The 18857-nt window shown below is 63.7% G+C and carries 16 protein-coding genes; 6 read left to right on the top strand and 10 right to left on the bottom strand.

Annotated elements, in window-relative coordinates:
- Positions 1–30 precede the first annotated feature (30 nt).
- Positions 31–1257 carry an MFS transporter gene (locus tag HDE76_RS13300; protein ID WP_179481005.1) on the bottom strand — a complete coding sequence of 409 codons (1227 nt, stop codon included), beginning with the start codon at positions 1255–1257 and terminating at the stop codon, positions 31–33.
- A 98-nt stretch (positions 1258–1355) separates the two neighbouring features.
- Between HDE76_RS13300 and HDE76_RS13295 the strand changes: the two genes are divergently transcribed.
- From HDE76_RS13295 to HDE76_RS13285, 3 genes are all read left to right on the top strand, one after another.
- Positions 1356–2291, top strand: coding sequence for a LysR family transcriptional regulator (locus HDE76_RS13295; protein WP_184508240.1), 936 nt, complete (start codon positions 1356–1358; stop codon positions 2289–2291).
- Between the two features lie 145 nt (positions 2292–2436).
- The gene (locus tag HDE76_RS13290) at positions 2437–3159 is read left to right on the top strand and encodes a sulfite exporter TauE/SafE family protein (RefSeq protein WP_184508237.1); all 723 of its coding nucleotides are present in this window, start codon (positions 2437–2439) and stop codon (positions 3157–3159) included.
- Between the two features lie 154 nt (positions 3160–3313).
- Complete coding sequence (locus HDE76_RS13285; protein ID WP_184508234.1) at positions 3314–4966, top strand: methyl-accepting chemotaxis protein; 1653 nt, start codon at positions 3314–3316, stop codon at positions 4964–4966.
- A 195-nt stretch (positions 4967–5161) separates the two neighbouring features.
- Here the strand turns inward: HDE76_RS13285 and HDE76_RS13280 are convergent, their stop codons facing one another.
- Positions 5162–6283 carry a hypothetical protein gene (locus HDE76_RS13280; protein ID WP_343205709.1) on the bottom strand — a complete coding sequence of 374 codons (1122 nt, stop codon included), beginning with the start codon at positions 6281–6283 and terminating at the stop codon, positions 5162–5164.
- A gap of 292 nt (positions 6284–6575) precedes the next feature.
- Here HDE76_RS13280 and HDE76_RS13275 point away from each other — a divergent pair, with 292 nt between their 5' ends.
- Both HDE76_RS13275 and HDE76_RS13270 read left to right on the top strand, forming a co-directional pair.
- The gene (locus HDE76_RS13275; protein ID WP_184508231.1) at positions 6576–8234 is read left to right on the top strand and encodes an FAD-binding dehydrogenase; all 1659 of its coding nucleotides are present in this window, start codon (positions 6576–6578) and stop codon (positions 8232–8234) included.
- Positions 8231–9238, top strand: coding sequence for a 2-dehydropantoate 2-reductase (locus tag HDE76_RS13270; RefSeq protein WP_343205708.1), 1008 nt, complete (start codon positions 8231–8233; stop codon positions 9236–9238). The genes HDE76_RS13275 and HDE76_RS13270 overlap by 4 nt, the downstream gene beginning before the upstream one ends.
- A gap of 97 nt (positions 9239–9335) precedes the next feature.
- On the opposite strand, the gene HDE76_RS13265 is transcribed toward HDE76_RS13270, so the two are convergent.
- The 6 genes from HDE76_RS13265 to HDE76_RS13240 form a co-directional block, all read right to left on the bottom strand.
- Entirely contained in the window at positions 9336–10130 is a 795-nt protein-coding gene (locus HDE76_RS13265) for a metallophosphoesterase family protein (protein ID WP_184508228.1), read from the bottom strand.
- Positions 10127–11116, bottom strand: coding sequence for a diacylglycerol kinase family protein (locus HDE76_RS13260; protein ID WP_184508226.1), 990 nt, complete (start codon positions 11114–11116; stop codon positions 10127–10129). Before HDE76_RS13260 ends, HDE76_RS13265 begins: the two co-directional genes overlap by 4 nt.
- Before the next feature lie 127 nt (positions 11117–11243).
- Positions 11244–12236, bottom strand: coding sequence for a hypothetical protein (locus HDE76_RS13255; protein WP_184508223.1), 993 nt, complete (start codon positions 12234–12236; stop codon positions 11244–11246).
- Between the two features lie 126 nt (positions 12237–12362).
- Entirely contained in the window at positions 12363–13652 is a 1290-nt protein-coding gene (locus tag HDE76_RS13250; protein ID WP_184508220.1) for an MFS transporter, read from the bottom strand.
- Positions 13653–13784: 132 nt separating this feature from the next.
- Positions 13785–14903: a cell division protein ZapE gene (gene zapE / locus HDE76_RS13245; RefSeq protein WP_184508217.1), complete on the bottom strand. Its 1119-nt coding sequence runs from the start codon at positions 14901–14903 to the stop codon at positions 13785–13787.
- A gap of 61 nt (positions 14904–14964) precedes the next feature.
- On the bottom strand, positions 14965–15648 hold the full coding sequence (locus tag HDE76_RS13240; RefSeq protein WP_184508500.1) for an alpha/beta family hydrolase: 684 nt from the start codon (positions 15646–15648) through the stop codon (positions 14965–14967).
- Between the two features lie 106 nt (positions 15649–15754).
- On the opposite strand from HDE76_RS13240, the gene HDE76_RS13235 reads away from it, so the two are divergent.
- Entirely contained in the window at positions 15755–16345 is a 591-nt protein-coding gene (locus tag HDE76_RS13235; protein WP_184508214.1) for a DNA-3-methyladenine glycosylase I, read from the top strand.
- Between the two features lie 46 nt (positions 16346–16391).
- On the opposite strand, the gene efeB is transcribed toward HDE76_RS13235, so the two are convergent.
- Together efeB and HDE76_RS13225 are read right to left on the bottom strand one after the other, a co-directional pair.
- Positions 16392–17690 (bottom strand): iron uptake transporter deferrochelatase/peroxidase subunit, encoded by a 1299-nt coding sequence (gene efeB / locus HDE76_RS13230; protein ID WP_184508211.1) that lies wholly within the window; start codon positions 17688–17690, stop codon positions 16392–16394.
- Positions 17687–18838 carry a hypothetical protein gene (locus HDE76_RS13225; protein ID WP_184508208.1) on the bottom strand — a complete coding sequence of 384 codons (1152 nt, stop codon included), beginning with the start codon at positions 18836–18838 and terminating at the stop codon, positions 17687–17689. Before HDE76_RS13225 ends, efeB begins: the two co-directional genes overlap by 4 nt.
- Positions 18839–18857 lie beyond the last annotated feature (19 nt).

Here is an 18857-nt window from a genome sequence, read left to right as displayed (position 1 = left end):
CCTGATCGGGATGTGCGCTTTGCTTTGAGCTTAGGCGTGACCGGTGGCGCAAGCGCCGCGATCCAGCGAGACGTAAGGTTGAGCGCGGTCCAACCGCACGCTTACCAGCGCCACCAACAGGCCGGACACCGTCACCAGTGCAGCGACCCACGTCACGGCCCCAATGCCAGGACCGTGCGAGATCACCACACCGCCCAGCCACGCACCGATCGCGTTGCCCAGGTTGAATGCGGCGATATTGAAGCTCGATGCCAGGCTCTGCCCGCCGCCGGCGGCTTTCTGCAGCACGCGCAGCTGCAGCGGTGCGACGGTGGCGAAAGCGGCGATGCCGAGCAGGCCGGTGAACGCGATCATCGCCGCCTTGCTGTGCAGCGCGAAGGTCATCGTGCCCAGCACGACGGCGAGCAGGATCAGCGAGCCCAGCAGGGTCGGCGTGAGTCGGCGATCGGCCAATCGACCGCCGAGCAGATTGCCGACCACCAGGCCGCCGCCGAACACCAGCAGGATCGGCGAGACCGCGCTGTCGGCAAACCCCGTCACCGTGGTGAGAATCGCCTGGATATAGGTAAACACGGTAAACACGCCGGCAAAGCCCAGCACGGTCATCAGCAGGCCGAGCAGCACCTGCAGTTTGGCGATGCCGCGCAGTTCTTCGAAGAATTTCACCGGCGCCGCATCGCCGCGATCGGCCGGCACCCACAGCGCAATGATCGCCGTGGCGACAACGCCAATCACGGTCACCGCCCAGAACGCCGCGCGCCAGCCGTAGGCGTGTCCGAGCCAGGCGCCGGCCGGTACGCCCAGCAACGTAGCGACGGTGAGGCCGGTGAACATGATCGAGATGGCCGAGGCCTTGCGGTCTTCTGCCACCAGTCCGGTGGCAACCACGGCGCCCACACCAAAGAAGGTGCCGTGCGCCAGCGAGGTAATGATGCGCGCGATCATCAGCACCGCATAGTTCGGCGCCAGCGCGCTCGTCAGGTTGCCGACGGTGAAGATCACCATCAGCGCAACGAGCGCGGTCTTGCGATGCAGTCTGCTGGTCGCCGCGGTAAGCAGCGGCGCACCGACGAACACGCCCAGCGCGTAACCGGTGATCAGCAAGCCGGCGGCGGCGAGCGTGACGCGCAGATCCGCGGCCACTTGCAGCAGCAGACCCATGATCACGAATTCGGTGGTGCCGATGCCGAACGCGCCGGCCGTCAGCGCGTAGAGCGCGATCGGCATGCGAGGTTTGGCCAAAGAGGTGGCTGACATGATGACGCTCCAACAAAAGATGGCGTCAGCGTAGGTCGTTGCGTTTTACAAATAAATGGACAGAATGCGTAATCATTTTCAATAAATAGTTGATAGTTATGGATCGCGTCGGCGACCTGAGCCTGTTCCTGCGCGTACTTGATCTGGGCACGATCAGCGCGGCGGCGCGCAGCCTCGGTGTTTCCGTAGCCGTGGCCAGCCAGCGTCTGAAGCGACTCGAGCGCGAACTCGGCGTGGTGCTGTTGCATCGAACGACGCGCCAGCTGCACGCTACGCCCGAAGGCGCAGCGTTGGCCGCGCAGGGCCGCGTGCTGGTGGAAGACCTCGAGGCGCTGACCAGCGGCCTGCGCCAGGCGGCGACTGAAGTTTCCGGGACATTGCGCGTCACCATGCCGGCATCGTTCGGCCGCCAGTACGTCTCGCCGCTGCTGCCGGCGTTTCTCACGCGGCATCCGCGCATCAAGCTCAACGTCAATCTCAGCGACGAACTGCTCGACCTGGTTGGCGCGGGTTTCGATCTGGGCATCCGCGTGGGCGTGCTGGGGGACTCGAGTCTGGTCGCGCGTCAGCTGGCGACCAATCGACGGGTGCTCTGCGCGTCGCCGGCGTATCTGAAGCAGCACGGGCACCCTCGTCACCCGAAGGATCTGGCCAAGCACGAATGCCTGTTGCTGGTCGGTACGTCCGGCCCGCAGGATATCTGGCGCTTCGCCGACGGCAACGGCGGCGAGATCGTGCAACGCATGCGAAGCCGCTTCGAAAGCAATACCGGTGAATTGCTGCGCGACGCAGCCGTCGCCGGCGTGGGCATCGCCATTCATTCGCTCTGGCACGTTCACGAGGAGCTGCGACGCGGGCAGTTGCAGGTGGTATTGCCGAAGTATCCGATCGCGACCACCGGTATCCACGCCGTGATGCCGCAACGACGCATGGTGCCGCCCCGCGTGCGCGCCTTCGTGGATTTTCTGGCCGAACACTTTGGCGAAAACCCGCCGTGGGAACGTCATCTGAAGGTTCGACGCAGCAAGGTCTGAAGCCCGCAACCGACGTTCGTTACCAACGCATCGCTTCGATTGGCCGCCTACCGATCGCAAAAGCGTCAGCGGCGCGCACGGCTTGAAGAACTGCTGCCACCACTGGACTAGAATGATCGGCTGTCGAAAGTGAAGAGAGCTTTTGTTGGCCTATATTTTTGTATTGGCTGTAGCGCTGGTTGCGGGCTGTCTGAGTGGCGTTATCGGGACGGGATCGTCGATCATGTTGCTACCAGTGCTCGTGTTTGTTTATGGGCCCAAGGAGGCTGTGCCGATCATGGCCGTGGCGGCGGTCATGTCCAACGTGTCGCGTGTCGTGCTGTGGTGGCGTGACCTGAATTGGCGCGCTTTTCTCGCCTACTCGATTCCGGGAGTGCCGGCGGCGGCGCTGGGTGCGCGTACGCTGTTGGCCTTGCCAACCCATGTCGTCGAAGGTGCGCTGGGCATTTTCTTTCTGCTGATGGTCCCGGCACGCTATCAGCTTGTCCGACTGAACATTCGTCTACGGCTGTGGCAACTGGCCGTGGCGGGCGCTTTCATCGGTTTTCTCACCGGCCTGGTGCTGTCGACGGGTCCGCTCAGCGTGCCGGCCTTCGCCGCGTATGGATTACTGAAAGGGCCATTCCTCGCCACCGAGGCGGCCAGTTCTCTTGCGCTGTATACCAGCAAGGTTTTCGCCTTTCGTGAGTTGGGTGCGTTGCCCGTGACTTCCATCGTCAAGGGGCTGATTGTCGGCTCTTCACTGATGGCGGGAGCCATTGCCGGAAAAGCGGTCGTTTTGCGGATGAGTCCTGGCCGTTTTCATCTCATTCTCGACGCGGTGATGATCGTTTCGGGCGTGTCGATGCTGTGGGGCGCTTTGCGTTGATTCTCGTCGGGACGCCAGCGAATATGACGCCGTCATCGATCTGACGAATAAGATTCAAGTAAATGAAATATATGGAAAATTTTCTATTTTTCGTTCAAGTTTCCGCACCTTCCGGTCGACAAGGGATTGCCCCTTATCCCCGCAAGGTTTTTCCATGCTTTTTCGTACCGATGTTCTTTCGACGCTGACGCTCAGCTCTCGCCTCCTCATCCGGCTCGTGGGGTCGGCACTGCTGTTGATCCTGGTCTGCGGCGCGGGCGCACTGCAGTTAACACGTGCGGACGAGCGGATTCGGGCGGTCGTGGGCGACACGCTCAAGCCGGTAGCCGAGCTCGGTCGCGTACAAAACGATTACGACGACATCATGCAGGCATTGGTGCACGCGACGCTGACGGAGCTGCCTTCGTCGGTCGACGATGCGGTCACGTCGATAAAGAGCAACCGGCTGGATATCCAGCGCCACTGGCAGCGGCTCAGTGGCAGCGGCCTGACGCACGATCAGCGCCAGTTGCTCGATCTGACGGTAAAACATCGCGCGGATATGGATGCCGCCGTGGACGATACGATGCAGTTATTGAACGCGGGGCAATTCGATATCGCCAAGCTCAAGCTTTCCAACGATGTGCAGTCTTCCCTGGTGCCGTTAAAGAGCGATTTCTCCAATCTCTTCAGCCTGTCGCTTGCCCAGGGACAGGCGCAGGCGGACCAGCAGCATACGAACAACCGCCACGGCCTGCTGCAGCTGCTGGTGCTGCTCGTCGCGGCGCTGGCGGTAGCGGCACTGGTGGACATATCGATCATCCGTTCGCTGGGCCGGCGCCTCGGCCTGGCTTGTGCGGTCGCAACGCGCATCGCCACCGGTGTGCTGGGCGAGCCGATGGCGCGCGGACGCATGGACGAAATAGGTGCGCTGCTCGATGCCCTGGCACGCATGGACGAACAGCTCGCCAGCGTGGTGGAGCAAGTGCGTACGAGAGCGTCGTTCGTCGAGCAGTCCGCTGCAGGTATCGCACAAGGGAATGAGGCTTTGAACCAGCGCACGCTGGCACAGGCGCAGCGTCTGGAGCAGGCGGCCATGTCGGTGGCACGCATGAACCACGCGGTCAATCAGGGAGTAGGGCATGCCGATAAGGCCGACACTGCCGCTACCGATGCCCTCTCTCACGCTACCGAGGGTAAAGCCGTGGCAAGCAAAGCGATCGGATCGATGCGGGAAATCGATCGCACAAGCCGGCGCATGTCCGATGTGCTCGATCTTGTCGATCAGATCGCCTTCCAGACGCAGCTGCTGGCGCTCAACGCCGCCATCGAGGCCGCCCGCGCCGGAGAATACGGCCGCGGTTTTGGCGTCGTCGCCGCCGAGGTGCGTCAGCTCGCGCATCGCTGCAGCCAGGCCGCCAAGGATATTCGTGCGTTGATTACCGAAAGCGACGACGCCGTACAAACAGGTATGGCGTTGGTCGATCAAACCGGCGCGAAGCTCGCTGGGATTGTCGCCAGCATCGAGCAGCTTTCCCTGTCGGTTGCCAAGATGGGCGCCGCCGGCCGCGGACACGCCAGCGACATCGGCGTGATCGGCCGCGCGATGGTCGACATCGAAACGATGACTCGGGAAAACGCCGCCTTGGTCGATCAAGCGGCGGCGGCCAGTCGCGCCATGCGGGAAAGTGCCGGCGCACTGCTGGAACAGGTCGACTTTTTCACGCTGGTTGACGACGAACCCGAACCCGATGCGGTGCCCGTCGTGCCGGATGCGCTCGTCATGCAGCGCGACGAACGCGAGCTAGCCGATGCCCTTGCCGACTGAGCGTATGCCGGAACGATCCGGCTCGCTATCGCGCTTTGCTTGAATAGCGCGATAGCGCCATCCATCCGTAGCCTTATGAAGCGAGTGGTTCCAGCCGGCGGTGTGCGTGGAGACTTTCGTATCGTCGTACTGAAGGCTCGACGCGGCGGCTGTTCGCGCAGGGGAAGTACGGCGATCGATAGCGCGAGCCGGCCATCAACGGCGCAGTAACATCAGCACGATCTCAAGCATGATGAGCACGACCACCGATACCTCGAGCAGTTCGGCGCGACGGCTCGAGGCTTCACCGTACAGCGCTGCGTAGGTGTCTCGGATAATGGCGAGCTTTCGATCCACCGATTCGCCCAGCGCCGGCACGCGGAACAGGCCCAGAGCCGTGCTGTAGACCCGCGCTAAATAAACATCCTCGGTGACCTGCAAGGCGTTGTCCACGCGCTCGGTCAGTTCGGTGACTTCGGCGACCAGGGTGTACAGGCGCCTCGCCAGGTGCGCGAATCGCCGCGAGGCGAATAGCGACATCGCACCGCGCGCGCTTTCCACGCGATCGTACATGCGGGGAAGTTCGTCATCGAGCAAGGTATCGTAATAGCGGAATTCGACCAGCTGGGCGTTCGCCACTTCGATGACGTCCGCCACGTCGGAATCGCTTCGCGGCTCGTAGATAAAGGCCCGATCCCAGGTCAGCACCACCAGGTCGTCGGCGTAGTAGGAAAAGCTGCGCGACAGCAGCTCTCGCCGGGATGCGGCCGATAGCGCGCGTTTTTCACCCGACAGCAGCGCAACGAGGTCGACACGGTCACGAAGTTCCGATGCATCGATCGGCGTGCTGAAGGCGTGTACCGTGCCGATGAGGTAGTCCTCTTCCAGCGACGCATCGGCGGCGGGGCGATCGAGCGCCGGCCTTATGACTTCACGCACTCGATCGAGCCATTGCGTCCAGAAGGTGAGCGAGGCCGGACCGACGGCGCGGTCCAGCGCGTCGAAGTTGGCGACGTATTCGTCCCAGCCGAGGTCGGCGACGGCAATGCGCGCGGCCAGCGCCGCCACGCCGAAATCGTACAGCCGCACGGAGAGCTCGGCCGTCACCTCGCGCTCGCCCAGGCTGAGCGTGGTCGATCCCAGAGAAAACAGCAAAGGCGCGACGCCGAAAGTGACGGCTTTCGGTGGCGTACTGGTCAGCTGGGAACGGCTGGCTTTGCCGCCCTCGCGGGCCGCCCATAGCGATTCGGCCTGCGCCAGATCGATGGTGTATGCAATGTCGAAAAGGCGCAGCGCCGTCAGCTCACCCGACTTTACCGCCAGTCCCGCTGAGTTCACTTCGCGCCGCCTGATGAGAAATAGACACCCCAAGTGTAGTCTGGCTGCAAGACATGCCCATGAAAGGCGCAGTCCGCTCTCTTGGCTGTCGCGTCAGGCGACGCGGTCGTTTCGACCGGCGGCGTCATCGCGCCGCACGCCAGCGGCGGACAGATACCGTTCCGACGCTGCCAGGGGCAGGGAAAAGGGCGCGCGACAGCCGTGGTAGCGGCTCCGCCCTTTGCGACAGCTCGCCTAGCCAACGTGGGCATGGCGCGTTAAGTTGATCGTTCGCTACAACACCGGAGCGCTTATGAGCCGCAGTACGGATGTGATCGTGATTGGCGCGGGGCTGGCCGGACTCGTCGCGGCGACCGAGCTGACGGATGCAGGCAAGCGCGTGCTGGTACTGGAGCAGGAGCCTGAGCAGAATCTGGGCGGGCAGGCGTTCTGGTCGTTTGGCGGGCTGTTCTTTGTCGATTCGCCGGAGCAGCGCCGCATGGGCGTACGCGATTCACCCGCGCTGGCGCTGAGCGACTGGATGGGTACGGCAGGCTTCGATCGTGACGAAGACCTCTGGCCCCGCCGCTGGGCCGAGGCGTACGTGGATTTTGCCGCAGGGGAAAAACGCACGTGGCTGCATGCCATGGGCATGCGCTGGTTTCCGGTGGTTGGCTGGGCCGAGCGCGGGGGCTACGGGGCGATCGGTCACGGCAATTCGGTACCGCGTTTTCATGTGACCTGGGGCACCGGTCCGGGCGTGATCGAGCCGTTTGTGCGCCGTGCGCGTGCCGCCGAAGCCAAGGGCTTGCTGCGTTTTGCGTTTCGCCACCGTGTCGATGAACTGATCGTGGAAAACGGCGCCGTCGTCGGCGCGCGTGGCACGGTATTGATGGCCGATCTTGCCGAGCGCGGCAAACCGACATCGCGCGAAGCGATCGGCGCATTCGAGCGGCGCGCGCAGGCGGTGATCGTCTGCTCCGGCGGCATCGGCGGCAATCACGAGCTGGTGCGCCGCTACTGGCCGTCGCGCATGGGCGAGCCGCCGAAGCACATGCTGTGCGGGGTGCCGGCACACGTCGACGGTCGCATGCTCGATATCGGCGTTATAGCGGGCGCGAATCTGATCAACCGTGACCGCATGTGGCATTACGTGGAAGGCATTGAGAACTGGAATCCGATCTGGCCGCGGCACGCGATCCGCATTCTTCCCGGCCCGTCGTCGCTGTGGTTCGACGCTACCGGTCAGCGGCTGCCCGGTCCGCTCTGGCCCGGTTTCGATACGCTCGGTACGCTCGAGCACCTGCGCCGCACCGGTTATGACTACAGCTGGTTCATCCTCGATCAGCAGATCATCCGGCGCGAGTTCGCGCTCTCCGGCTCGGAGCAGAACCCCGATCTCACCGGAAAAAACTGGCGCCTCGTGGCCAAGCGCGCGCTCGCCAAGGGGGCGCCGCCGCCGGTGGAGGCGTTCAAACAGCACGGCCGCGATTTCATCGTACGCGACACGCTGGAGGAGCTGGTCGAGGGCATGAATGCGCTGGCCGGCAGCGCGCTGATCGACATCGCACACATACGGCGCGAGATCGAGGCACGCGATCGGCAGTTCGACAACCCGTATGCCAAGGACGGTCAGGTCATGGCGATCCACAATGCGCGACGTTATCGCGGCGACAAGCTGGTGCGCGTGGCCAAGCCGCATCGCCTGCTCGACCCGAGCAAAGGGCCGCTGATTGCGGTGCGGCTCCATATCTTGACGCGTAAGAGTCTCGGCGGTTTTCAAACGGACCTCGACGCCCGCGTGCTGGCGCCGGACGGCCAGCCGCTGCCCGGCCTCTACGCGGCGGGCGAGGCGGCCGGTTTCGGCGGCGGCGGCCTGCATGGCTATCGCGCGCTGGAAGGCAGCTTTCTCGGCGGCTGCCTGTTTTCCGGCCGCGTTGCCGGTCGCGCCGCGGCCAAGGCCTGCGCGTGATCGCGTCGACAGGACGGATCGTGGTCTATGGTGCCGGCAGTATCGGCAGCTATATCGGTGGACGTCTGGAAGGCCAAACGCCGATTCGCTATATCGGTCGGGACAAGGCGCTGCAGAGCCTGCGCGAACACGGACTCACCGTCACGGACTATCGGGGCCATCAACAGCGGACAGCGCCGGCCGCTTTGGATCTGTGCTCCGAGCCTCGGGCGGCAGCGGATGCGGCGCTGGTGCTGGTGTGCGTGAAGTCGGCGGCGACAGTGGATGCCGCGCAGCAGCTCGCGTCCGTACTCAAGCCCGGCACGGTGGTTATCAGCCTGCAGAACGGGCTCTACAACGCCGACGTGCTGCGCGATGCGCTGCCGCAGTGCACAGCGCTGGCCGGCATGGTGCCGTTCAACGTGGTGCAGCGCGTGCCGGGTGTGTTTCATCAGGCATCGTCCGGTGAACTGATGGTGGCGTCGGACGTCAGGCTCGCCGCGTGGTTGGCCGCCTTCGCCAATGCCGGGCTGCCGTTGGAGCTGCGTCACGACATGGCCGCCGTGCAGCGCGCCAAGCTGCTGCTCAATCTCAACAACGCGATCAACGCCCTGTCCGATCTGCCGCTGCGCGACGAGCTGTCGCAACGCGGCTGGCGCCGCTGCCTGGCTTTGGCCCAACGCGAGGCGCTCGACGTCTTCCGCCAAACCAGGCTGCCGGTGGCGAAGCTGACGCCTGTGCCACCCTCGTGGCTGCCGCATGTATTGCAGCTGCCGGACGCGCTCTTCCGTCGTGTCGCCTCGCGCATGCTGGCCATCGATCCGATCGCCCGCTCCTCTACCTGGGACGACCTCAAAGCCGACCGCCTGACCGAAGTCGACTACATCAATGGCGAGGTGGTGAAGCTGGCGCAAGCACAAGGTCGCCTGGCGCCGGTCAACGCCAAGCTGTGCGAATTGATCCACGCGGCCGAACGCAATCACAGGCGCTGGACATCGGAGGAGCTGTTGGAAGAGCTGTCGTAGCTAGGGTTGAGCCTGCGAAACCCAACTTCGTCGACGCGTGCTGTTGGGTTTCGCAGGCTCAACCCAACCTACGAGAGCGCATGTAGCTGACTGGGGGCTAGGTTGTGCCCAAGGCCAACGTATGTCGCATTACCGGAGCGAAGGCATCGCCCGCGGCGAGATAGTCCCAGCGTTCGACGAGGACTTGTGGCGACGAGCCGTCATGGCGAATCAGGTTGACCGAGTTCGGTATGCCGTCGCGCACGCGTGTCGAAACCGCAGTGCCTGCCTGCACCGCGTAGACGCGGCGCGGCAGGTCTTGCAGCGGCATGACATAGGGCAGGTGAATATGGCCGCCGAGGATCAGGTCCACGCCTGCGCGCGCCCACGCGGCGATGGCCTGCTCGCGTCCGTGCAGCAGGTTCTTGTGATCCGAAGCCACCGCAGCGGCAACAGGCTGATGTGTCACCACCACACGCAGCTGTCGCGGCGTGGCACGTTCGAGCTGGCTTGCCACGCGCTGGATCTGTGCGTTGGAGACTTCGCCGTCTTTGTGCCGGTAGCGCCGCGTGGTTTTCAGGCACAGGACCAGTGCGTCGTGCGATTCGTGCACGGGTTCCAGTGCGTTTCCGAACGCGCGTCGATAATTGGCGTAAGGGTTGAAGGCGCGCGCTGGCAAGTTGAATAGCGGTATGTCGTGGTTGCCCGGAATCACCAACGCCGGCACGGGTGCGAGGCGATCGACGAATTGCCGCGCAGCCGCAAATTCGCCGCGCCGCGCCCGCTGGGTGAGATCGCCGGACATGACGATCAGCGTCGGTTGCTGCTGCTTTACCAACCGCAGCAGCGCCTCGACGACCGGGGGCTGCTCGGTGCCGAAATGCGGATCGGAAATCTGCAGCAGCACGGTCATGCACGATGCTCGTCGGCAACGTCGGGCTCGTACTTCAGCAGATACAGCGGCTCGTCGCCAACGCGAAATACCAGCGGCGTTTTCAAACGATGCACTTCGCCGTCGGTCGCTATCTTGACGCGCCGCGATGATGACCTCACCGTGATCTGCCGAAAGGCAAGGCGGTTGACGTCGTCGGCGTCTCCCAGCGCGCCCGCGGCGCCGTGCAGGGACAGCACCAGCTGCCTCAGTCGACCCACGGCGCGAGGCGCGATCGCCACCAGCTTGCCCTGTTGCAACGAGTGTGCCTCCTTCATGCCGATCTGCTCAAGCTGCAGCCGGTTGTTGCCCACGAACAGCGTCGATGTCCGAACGTCATGTTGCTCGCCGTCGTGATCGATATGCAGGCGCAGATGCCGGTGTGGCCGCAGCAAGGTGACCAGCGCCGACCACAGCGCGACGAGCCGGCTGCGGCCGAACCGCTGCTTGTACGCCTCGCGATCCTCCAGCAGTTTCGGATACAGGCCGAGGCTGGCGTTGACCAGAAACATCTGCTCGTTGACGAAGCCGACCTGCACCGGAAAGGCGCGCGCATTCAACAGCAGCGTAATGGCTTCGGCCGGCTCGGCGGGAATGCCGTGATCGCGGCTGAAGTAGTTAAAGGTGCCGCGCGGCAACACCGCGAACGGGCAGCCGCTGCCGTAAACGGCTTGCGCCACAGCGCACAGCGTGCCATCGCCGCCCGCGCCGACGACAACGCCGCGGGCTGCTTTCGCGTCGGCTACCGCCCGTTGTGCCACATTGACAAGCTCGTCCGCGTTCTCCACCAGACGAAACTCAAACCGTCGCTTGGCTGCGCCGAGCTTTTCCTCAATCAAGGCCTTCGTTTCGTCGCCCTGCTTTTTGCCGGAGCCGGCGTTCATCACGATAAAGAACGGCGCGTTCCTGTCGACCGTTCGCGGCGATGCGCGGGTGGCAGATGGTGTGCTGGTATCGAGTGCCGTCATCGCTTCGACGCCGCCTTCGTAAATAGTTACGATCGACTATAGCCAGCGTCGTACATGCGATTCGTGATTGCGGGAAACCTCACACATGACGAATCGTCGGTGGGGGCTGAGCGCAGCGATGCCCAACCTACCGTGCGGCTGCGATCTTGCATTGCCGTGCACAGGTGAACCATGCCGCCCGGTCGGGATAGTCGATGGTCATGACGAAACGGGCAAAAATATTGCCACCCGCCGAACCTTCCACGCGCTGGTCAGTGTACTTAGACATGAAGTCGTGGAAATTTTTGTCCGGACGCTCGGTAAACCACACCGGGCCGGTGACCCACCCGGCTATCTCGACGCTTGGAACCTCGATCAGTCGGCTCGCGTGCCCACTGCCGAACAAGTCGTCGCCGTCGGCAACCACGCGCCAGTCCGGGTGCCTCTGATGCCAGCGTTCCAGCACGCTGGTGGTGATGTAGCTGGTGACGCCGATGCCGTGTTCCGTCGGTGTGCCGCTGGCTTCCTTACCGGCGGTCGTCGGTTTGGCGGTGGCGCCGGTATCGAGCAGCAGATCCAGCGGCTGGCCGTCGACCTTCAGGGTAATGCGGGCCATTCCGGAAGCGCCTTGGGCATTCGTTTGAAAGCCAAGCGCCGTTCGATGTGCGCCCGACGGCGCTTGCCATGTGGCCGGCTCCAGCCACAATTGCTTGGCGGGATAGTCGAACGTCCAGACATTTTCTGGAAGATAGCCCGCACCCAGCTGACCATCTTCAGTATCTGGCATGCCCTTTCCCGCCGGGATCACGAATGCGGCCGAATGGCACGGCGTATTCGACGACACGGGCAGACCTTTGCCGGGACGAAAAGCGGGCGCTTTGATCAGCTCGGCCGTCTCACCGCCAAGCGCGCACTTGATGGTGCCAAGCCCCAAACGCTGGGCCGCCGGTGCCTTGATAACGTACAGCCCCTTCGCACCGCCTCCGCCAGTGTCTACCACCAGGCGCATGGTCTTGCCATTCACCAGTTCCGGCGTCGCGTAAAAGTGGCCCGCCTCGTAGACCGTGGGCAACAGCATGCGTGATTGCGCAACGGCATGCATGCTGAAGAAGGTTGCGCCAATGCCGAGCCAGGCGGTCATTCGAAACATGTCCCTGTTCCCCGTGAAATGAAGTGCCTGCTGAGCGTAGCAAACGGGAGGGCTTGGATCTAACCAAAGTGATCTGCCAGCAACGTCGACGGCAATGCTCTCCAGCAAGACAACGGATCAAGTCCGATATTGCCGCCGCCGCTGCGGATCGCGATACACCAATACCGTGGCGATCAAGCCGCACAGCGCCGCAAACGACAGCCACAATCCCGGCGCCGCGTTGTTGCCGGTGAGGTGGATCAGCCACTGCGAAATCGCCAGGCTCGAACCGCCAAGCGTGGTGGCGAGACTGTAGGCCAGCGAGAAGCCGGCGGTGCGCACCTCGGTCGGCATGATTTCGGTGAGTGCCACCACCATCGCGCCGTTGTAGGCGGCGTAGATGAAGGACAACCACAGCTCCACACCGAGCAGGCGATCGAAGCCGGGCGATGCCACCAGCCAATGCAGCACCGGGTACGCCGTGAGCAGGGCGAGCACGGTGCAGGCAACCAGCAGCGGCCAGCGGCCAATGCGATCGGACAGCGCGCCCATCAGCGGCAGCCAGATCAGGTTCGACAGGCCGATGCACAGCGTCACGATAAATACGTCCGACGACGATAGCTTCAGCACTTCCTTGCCGAAAGTCGGCGTGTACGCGGTGATCAGATAGAACGACACGGTGGTCATCAGCACCATCGCCATGCCGAGCAGCACGATGCGCCAGTTGGCGATCATCGAGCGGTAGATTTCGCTGGCCGTCAGGTGATGCTTGCGTGCGAGAAAGGCCTCGGTCTCTTGCAGCGAGCGGCGGATCAGAAATACGAACGGCACGATCAGGCAGCCGACGACGAAGGGGATGCGCCAGCCCCAGTCGTTCATCGCCTGCGCAGGCATCCAGCGCTGCAGCAGCAGGCCCAGCAGCGCGGCGAACATCACCGCGACCTGCTGGCTGGCCGATTGCCATGCACAGTAGAAGCCGCGATGTCCGGGCGTGGCGATTTCCGACAGATAGACCGACACGCCGCCGAGCTCCACGCCGGCGGAAAAGCCCTGCAGCAGTCGGCCGGCGAGCACCAGTAGCGGCGCGAGGACGCCGATGGTCGCGTAGCCCGGCACGGCTGCGACCAGCAGCGTTCCCATGGCCATTAGCGCCAGCGTCACGATCAAACCCTTGCGGCGGCCGTGGTGATCGATATAGGCGCCCAGCACGATCGCGCCGATCGGCCGCATGACAAAGCCCGCCGCAAACGTCAGCAGGGTCAGCAGCAGCGAGGCGTACGCGTTGTTGCTGGGGAAATACGTACGTGCAATGGCCGAGGCGTAATAGCCATAGACCATGAAGTCGTACATTTCCAGAAAGTTGCCGCCGACCACGCGGAAGATGGATTTGACGCTGTCGCTGCGTGAGCGGGATTCGTTTTGGCTCACGGAAGTTTGCCTGTAGAGATTGGGCGCAGGTGGAATAATGCTAGCAGCGTGACATGTAGGTTGGTGGTGAGCGCAGCGAATGGCCCGTAGGGCAACTCGCAGGAGCGAGTTGTCACCCCAACATATCCAATTTCAATCCGCCCGATGCTCCAGCGCCAGATAATCCTTGCTCTGCATTTCGATCAGGCGCGACTCGGTGCGGCCGAATTCGGCGCGCAGGCGTTCGCCGTCGTACAGCTCGGTGATCGGCGCGGCGGCGGACAACACCAGCTTGACGTGGCGGTCATAGAATTCGTCGACCAATTGCACGAAGCGTTTGGCTGCATCGTCGCTGTAGCTGTTGAACTGCGGCACGTTGGCGACGATCACGGTGGGGCCGGCCTTGGCCAGCGCGATGTAATCGGCGACGGCGCGCGGCCCCTCGCACAAGGCCTCGAAGTCGAACCAAAGCACATTCTCGGCGCGCTTGCGAAACGGGATGTCGCGACCGTTGATGCTGAGAGTGCCGTTCTGCTCGACGGTGCCGCTGGCCTGGCTGCTGAAGATGCGCTCCAGCGCGCGGTGCGACTCGGCGCCCGGCGGCGTCAGATACACCGGTGCCTGCGCCAGCGCACGCAGCCGCCAGTCGTGCGACGAGGCCATTTCCACCACGTGGCAGTGTTTTTCGATCAGCGCGATGGCTGGCAGAAAGCGCGCGCGCTGCAGGCCGTTCTTGTACAGGTCGGCCGGCGCGGTGTTGGAGGTGGTGAGCAGGGTCACGCCGCGCGCAAACAGCGCATCGAGCAGGCCGGCCAGGATCATCGCATCGCCGATGTCGTTGACCAGAAACTCGTCCAGACACAGCACGCGGCAGCGTGCGGCCAGCCCGGCCGCTACCTCGACCAGCGGATTCTGCCGGTTGCCCAGCGCGCGCAGGCTCTCGTGCACCTCGCCCATGAAGCGGTGGTAGTGCCGACGCAGCGCGGTGCCCTGCGGCAGGCTGGAAACGAACAGGTCCATCAGAAACGTCTTGCCGCGACCCACGCTGCCCCACAGATACAGTCCTGGCACGGCGGCTGCCGGCTCGCTGCCGAGCAGCGACTTCAATCGTCCAAACAGTCCACTGCTGCCGTCGGCTGGCGCGCAGAGTGCCGCGTGCATGCGGTCGAACTCCGGCAGCAGCGCCAGCTGCGTGGGATCGGATTCCCAGCGGTGCGCGGCAACGCCTTCCTGATAGCGCGCGCTGGGCGCGAGTTGCGGTGATTCACTCATCGGGCGGAACGTCTTGGATGTGGGACGAGGGCCGAGCCAGAAACGCGGCTGGTGGAGAAGCTCAACGCGTCGGCGGCAACCAGCCGCGCACGGCGTGTTTGATCGCACCACGCAAATCCATCAGGCGGCGATGGAAGAAATGGCTGGTATCGGGCATGCGCACCAGCTCGGGCTTTTTCTCCAGCGCATCGATCCATGCGAACACCGCTTCGGGCTCGACCACTTCATCGGCTTCGCCCTGCACGACCAGCCATGGGCAGGTCGGCACGGTCAGCTCGCCGAAGGCCCAGCGGCCTACCGGTGGCGCGATGCTGATCAGCGCATCGGCGTGCAGTTCGGCGGCGCGGGAAATGGTCACGTAGCTGCCGAAGGAGAAGCCGGCCAGCCATAGCGCATCGTGCGGACGCGTCTTGCGCACCCAGGCCACCACGGCAGCCAGATCGTCGCCTTCGCCAGCGCCGTTGTCATATTCGCCGGGCGAGTTGCCGGTGCCGCGAAAATTGAAGCGCACGGTATCGAGGCCCGATTCGCGCAGCGCGCGTTCGGCCATCGTCACCACCTTGTTGTGCATGGTCCCGCCCTGCACTGGATTCGGGTGACAGATCACCGCCACGCCGCGGCGCGCGTCGGCGGGTTCGGCGATATCGGTGATGGTTTCCAGCTTGCCGGTGGGACCGTCCAGCATGAAACTGGCGGCCTGATCGGGAAACTGCGCGGGATCGGCGGGGAGCACGGTGGGATTCATGCCTGCCATGATAACCGGCCACGACAGAGCGCTGCCGATCGGGCCGATTTCACTGCTGTAACGCGATCGGCTCCCCATGCAACACGACACCGACCGAGAGCACGCCATGACGAAAGCCGCCGAACGCCCACGCTGTTCCTGGGGCGCGATCGATCCGCTGCTGCGCGACTACCACGACACCGAATGGGGTACGCCGCTGCACGACGATCGGCAGCTGTTCGAATTTCTGTGCCTGGAAGGCGCGCAGGCCGGCCTGTCGTGGCGCACGGTGCTGGCCAAGCGCGAGCGCTACCGCAAGGTGTTTCACGATTTCGATATCGCCCGCGTCGCGGCGATGAAGGATCGCGAACTGGAGAAACTATTGCTCGATCCCGGCATCATCCGCAATCGGCTGAAAGTGTTTGCCACCCGCGACAACGCCATCACCGCGCTGGGCGTAATCGAAGAGTTCGGTAGCCTGGATCGCTATCTATGGTCTTTCGTCGACGGCCAGCCGCTGGTCAATCGTTGGGCGGACAGCGGCAGCGTGCCGGCGAGCACGCCGCTGTCCGACGGCATGAGCAAGGCAATGAAAAAGCGTGGCTTTCGCTTCGTCGGCAGCACCATTCTCTACTCGTTGATGCAGGCCACCGGCATGATCAACGACCATGTGGTGACGTGTTTTCGGCACAAAGCCTGTTCGCCGAAAAAAGCATGATGATCGAGCGCGCGTCATTACGACCGCAAGCGATGGTCGCGTTTTCTCAGGCCAGTTCGAACAGCGGCTGCCCGATGTAGCCGCCCTCTTTCACACCGGGCGGGCAGGCAAACAGGCCACCGCCGACGTGGGTGACGAACTGGTTCATCATGTCGAACTTCGACATCTTGTCGAAGATTTTCACGAAGCCGGTGCGCGGATCGCGCTGGTAACAGATAAAAAGCAGGCCTGCGTCGAACTCCATGCCCTGGTGCCACGGCGGCCAACGCTCGGCGATATAGCTCAGTCCGTTGTCGTACGAATACGCACGGCGCAATATCTGCGCGCCGTCGTTGTTTTCCGGCGCGCCCAGACGCACGTGGGCATTTTCCGGAATGATCGGGTTGCCGCTCGCGTCGTTGGTATCGAGCGCAAGGCTATCGTTTTCGTTCTTCTGACCCAGCGGCGCGCCGGAGTGTTTTTGGCGGCCGACTACCTGCTCCTGGAAGCTCAGCTTCATCCGATCCCAATGCTCAAGCGCGATGCGTATCGGGCGCGCGACCATGTACGTGCCGTGCTGCATCCAGCCGCTTTCGTCGCCGGCCCACACATAGCGGTTCATCGAGGCCTCGTCACGGATCGGCACATTCATGCTGCCGTCCTTGAAGCCCATGAGATTGCGCGGCGTGCTCTTGTCTTTGGGTGCGGCCATAAAGCCGCTCTGTGCCCAACGGATATTCGCCGTGCCGTAGGCGAGGCGCGACAGCTGACGCACGGCATGAAAAGCCACCTGCGGATTGTCGGCGCAGGCCTGGATGCACAGGTCGCCGCCGGTGCGCGCAGGCGCCAGTTGATCGCCGTTGAAGCGCGGCAGGTCGGCGAGCGCCTCGGGTCGGTGTTTGGCTAGCCCGTAACGATCTTTACCATCCTTGGTGAACATGCCTGGGCCGAAGCCGAAGGTGAGCGTGAGCCGATCGGCATTCAGTCCAGCGGCGTCGTACGAATCGGGCTCGGGCGATGCGGGATCGTCGGTCAGCGCGACCGCGCTCAGGCCTTGAGCCAGGCGCGCCGAGGCCGCGGTCCACGCGCGCAGCAGGGCGACCACGTCTACGCGTTTTTCGGTTGTTAGATCGAATGCAGCGAAATACACGTTGGCTTGTGGCATCGTGGCCACACCCGCTTGGTGCAGGCCGAAGAACGGCTCCCTGTCGCCGCCGCTCTCGCTTGAGCTTGAGCTTGACGATGTTGCAGCGCGCCCGTGCGCCGCCGCCGCAACCGGTGCCGTGGCGGCCACCGCCGCCGCTGTCGCCGCCGACGCCAGAAAACGGCGTCGACTGCGCAGCTTGGGATCGTCTGATTCGCTCATTTTCCTGCTCGCATCAAGGTGTTCATATCATCTTCGACGTAATAAAAGCCGGCGCCATCCGGCGTCATCGCGATGCCGAAAAGATCGCCATTGCCCGGTGGCGACTGTGCCTGGTCGGAGTCGATCCACTGGCTGTAAATCTGCTTCCCGGTGCTTGTATCAACCTCGACTACTTGGCCGTCTTTGCCGTTGCAGGCCAGCAGGTGCCCGGCCGGGGTGTAAACCATCGCCAGCGGCCAGTTGAGCAGGCCGCCCTGAGTGACGACCTTGCCGGTGCCTGCGCTGGATGTGCGGCTAAGCGCGTCGGGTATCGCGGTGATGATGTTGTCCAGGCCATCGGTGACGTACAGGGTGTGGTCGGGCCCCAGTGCGAGACCGGTGGGCCCGAGCAAAAAGTTGTCGCGGTCGGCGCGCTGCGAGAACCCGTCGCCCACGACCGTCTGGCTGACCAGCACTGGCGGCTTACCCTGCGGAATCTGCAGCTCCAGGCGCAGCACGGTGGCTTTCTTGATCCTTACCGGAAACTTGGTGGCAGGGTCGATCACGTCCGGGCTCTGCAGCCCGAAACCCGCCATGCTGATAAACAGCGTGGCCGTATTGCCGTTGTCGACCACCGCCATATTGCCCCACGGGTCGTTGATGTTGGCACCGGACCACGTGGCCGCGACCTGGCCGTTGGGGTCCAGCACGATCACGCAGCCATCGCCTTTGGTGGCCGTCGTGCCGTCGGTACTTGGCGTGCTGCCGACAATGATCCAGCCGGTTTTCAGCATGGTCATGGCCGTGGTCAGGCCCACACCGCCGGGACACTGCGGCAGATTTTGTGGCAGCTTGGCGAATAGGGTGGTCTGCTTGGTCGAAGGCCGGTAGTCGACGATCGTAGTGCCGGTGCCCTGCAGGTTGGACAGGTTGTTGAAGTTGTCGACCAGCACGTCGTCTTTGGCGATTTTGCCCGCCGATACCGGCGCCACGACGATGGCATAGGGGTTGAGGTCGCCGTTGTCGGTGACGGTGGAGGCAAGCGTCACGTGGCGATGCACGGTTTCGAGGAAGCCGATTGGCGCCTTGTCGGCGAGGGCATTGCTCACACTGAGAACAGCAACGGTAGCAACAAGCGCGCGGGCGGTCAGGCGGTGGATCTTATTCATGGCGTGGCTCATGTCGATC

Origin of the sequence: Rhodanobacter sp. ANJX3, from assembly GCF_014200755.1 — a bacterium.
Lineage (GTDB): Bacteria > Pseudomonadota > Gammaproteobacteria > Xanthomonadales > Rhodanobacteraceae > Rhodanobacter.
This window is presented reverse-complemented; position numbering and strand designations above follow the sequence as displayed.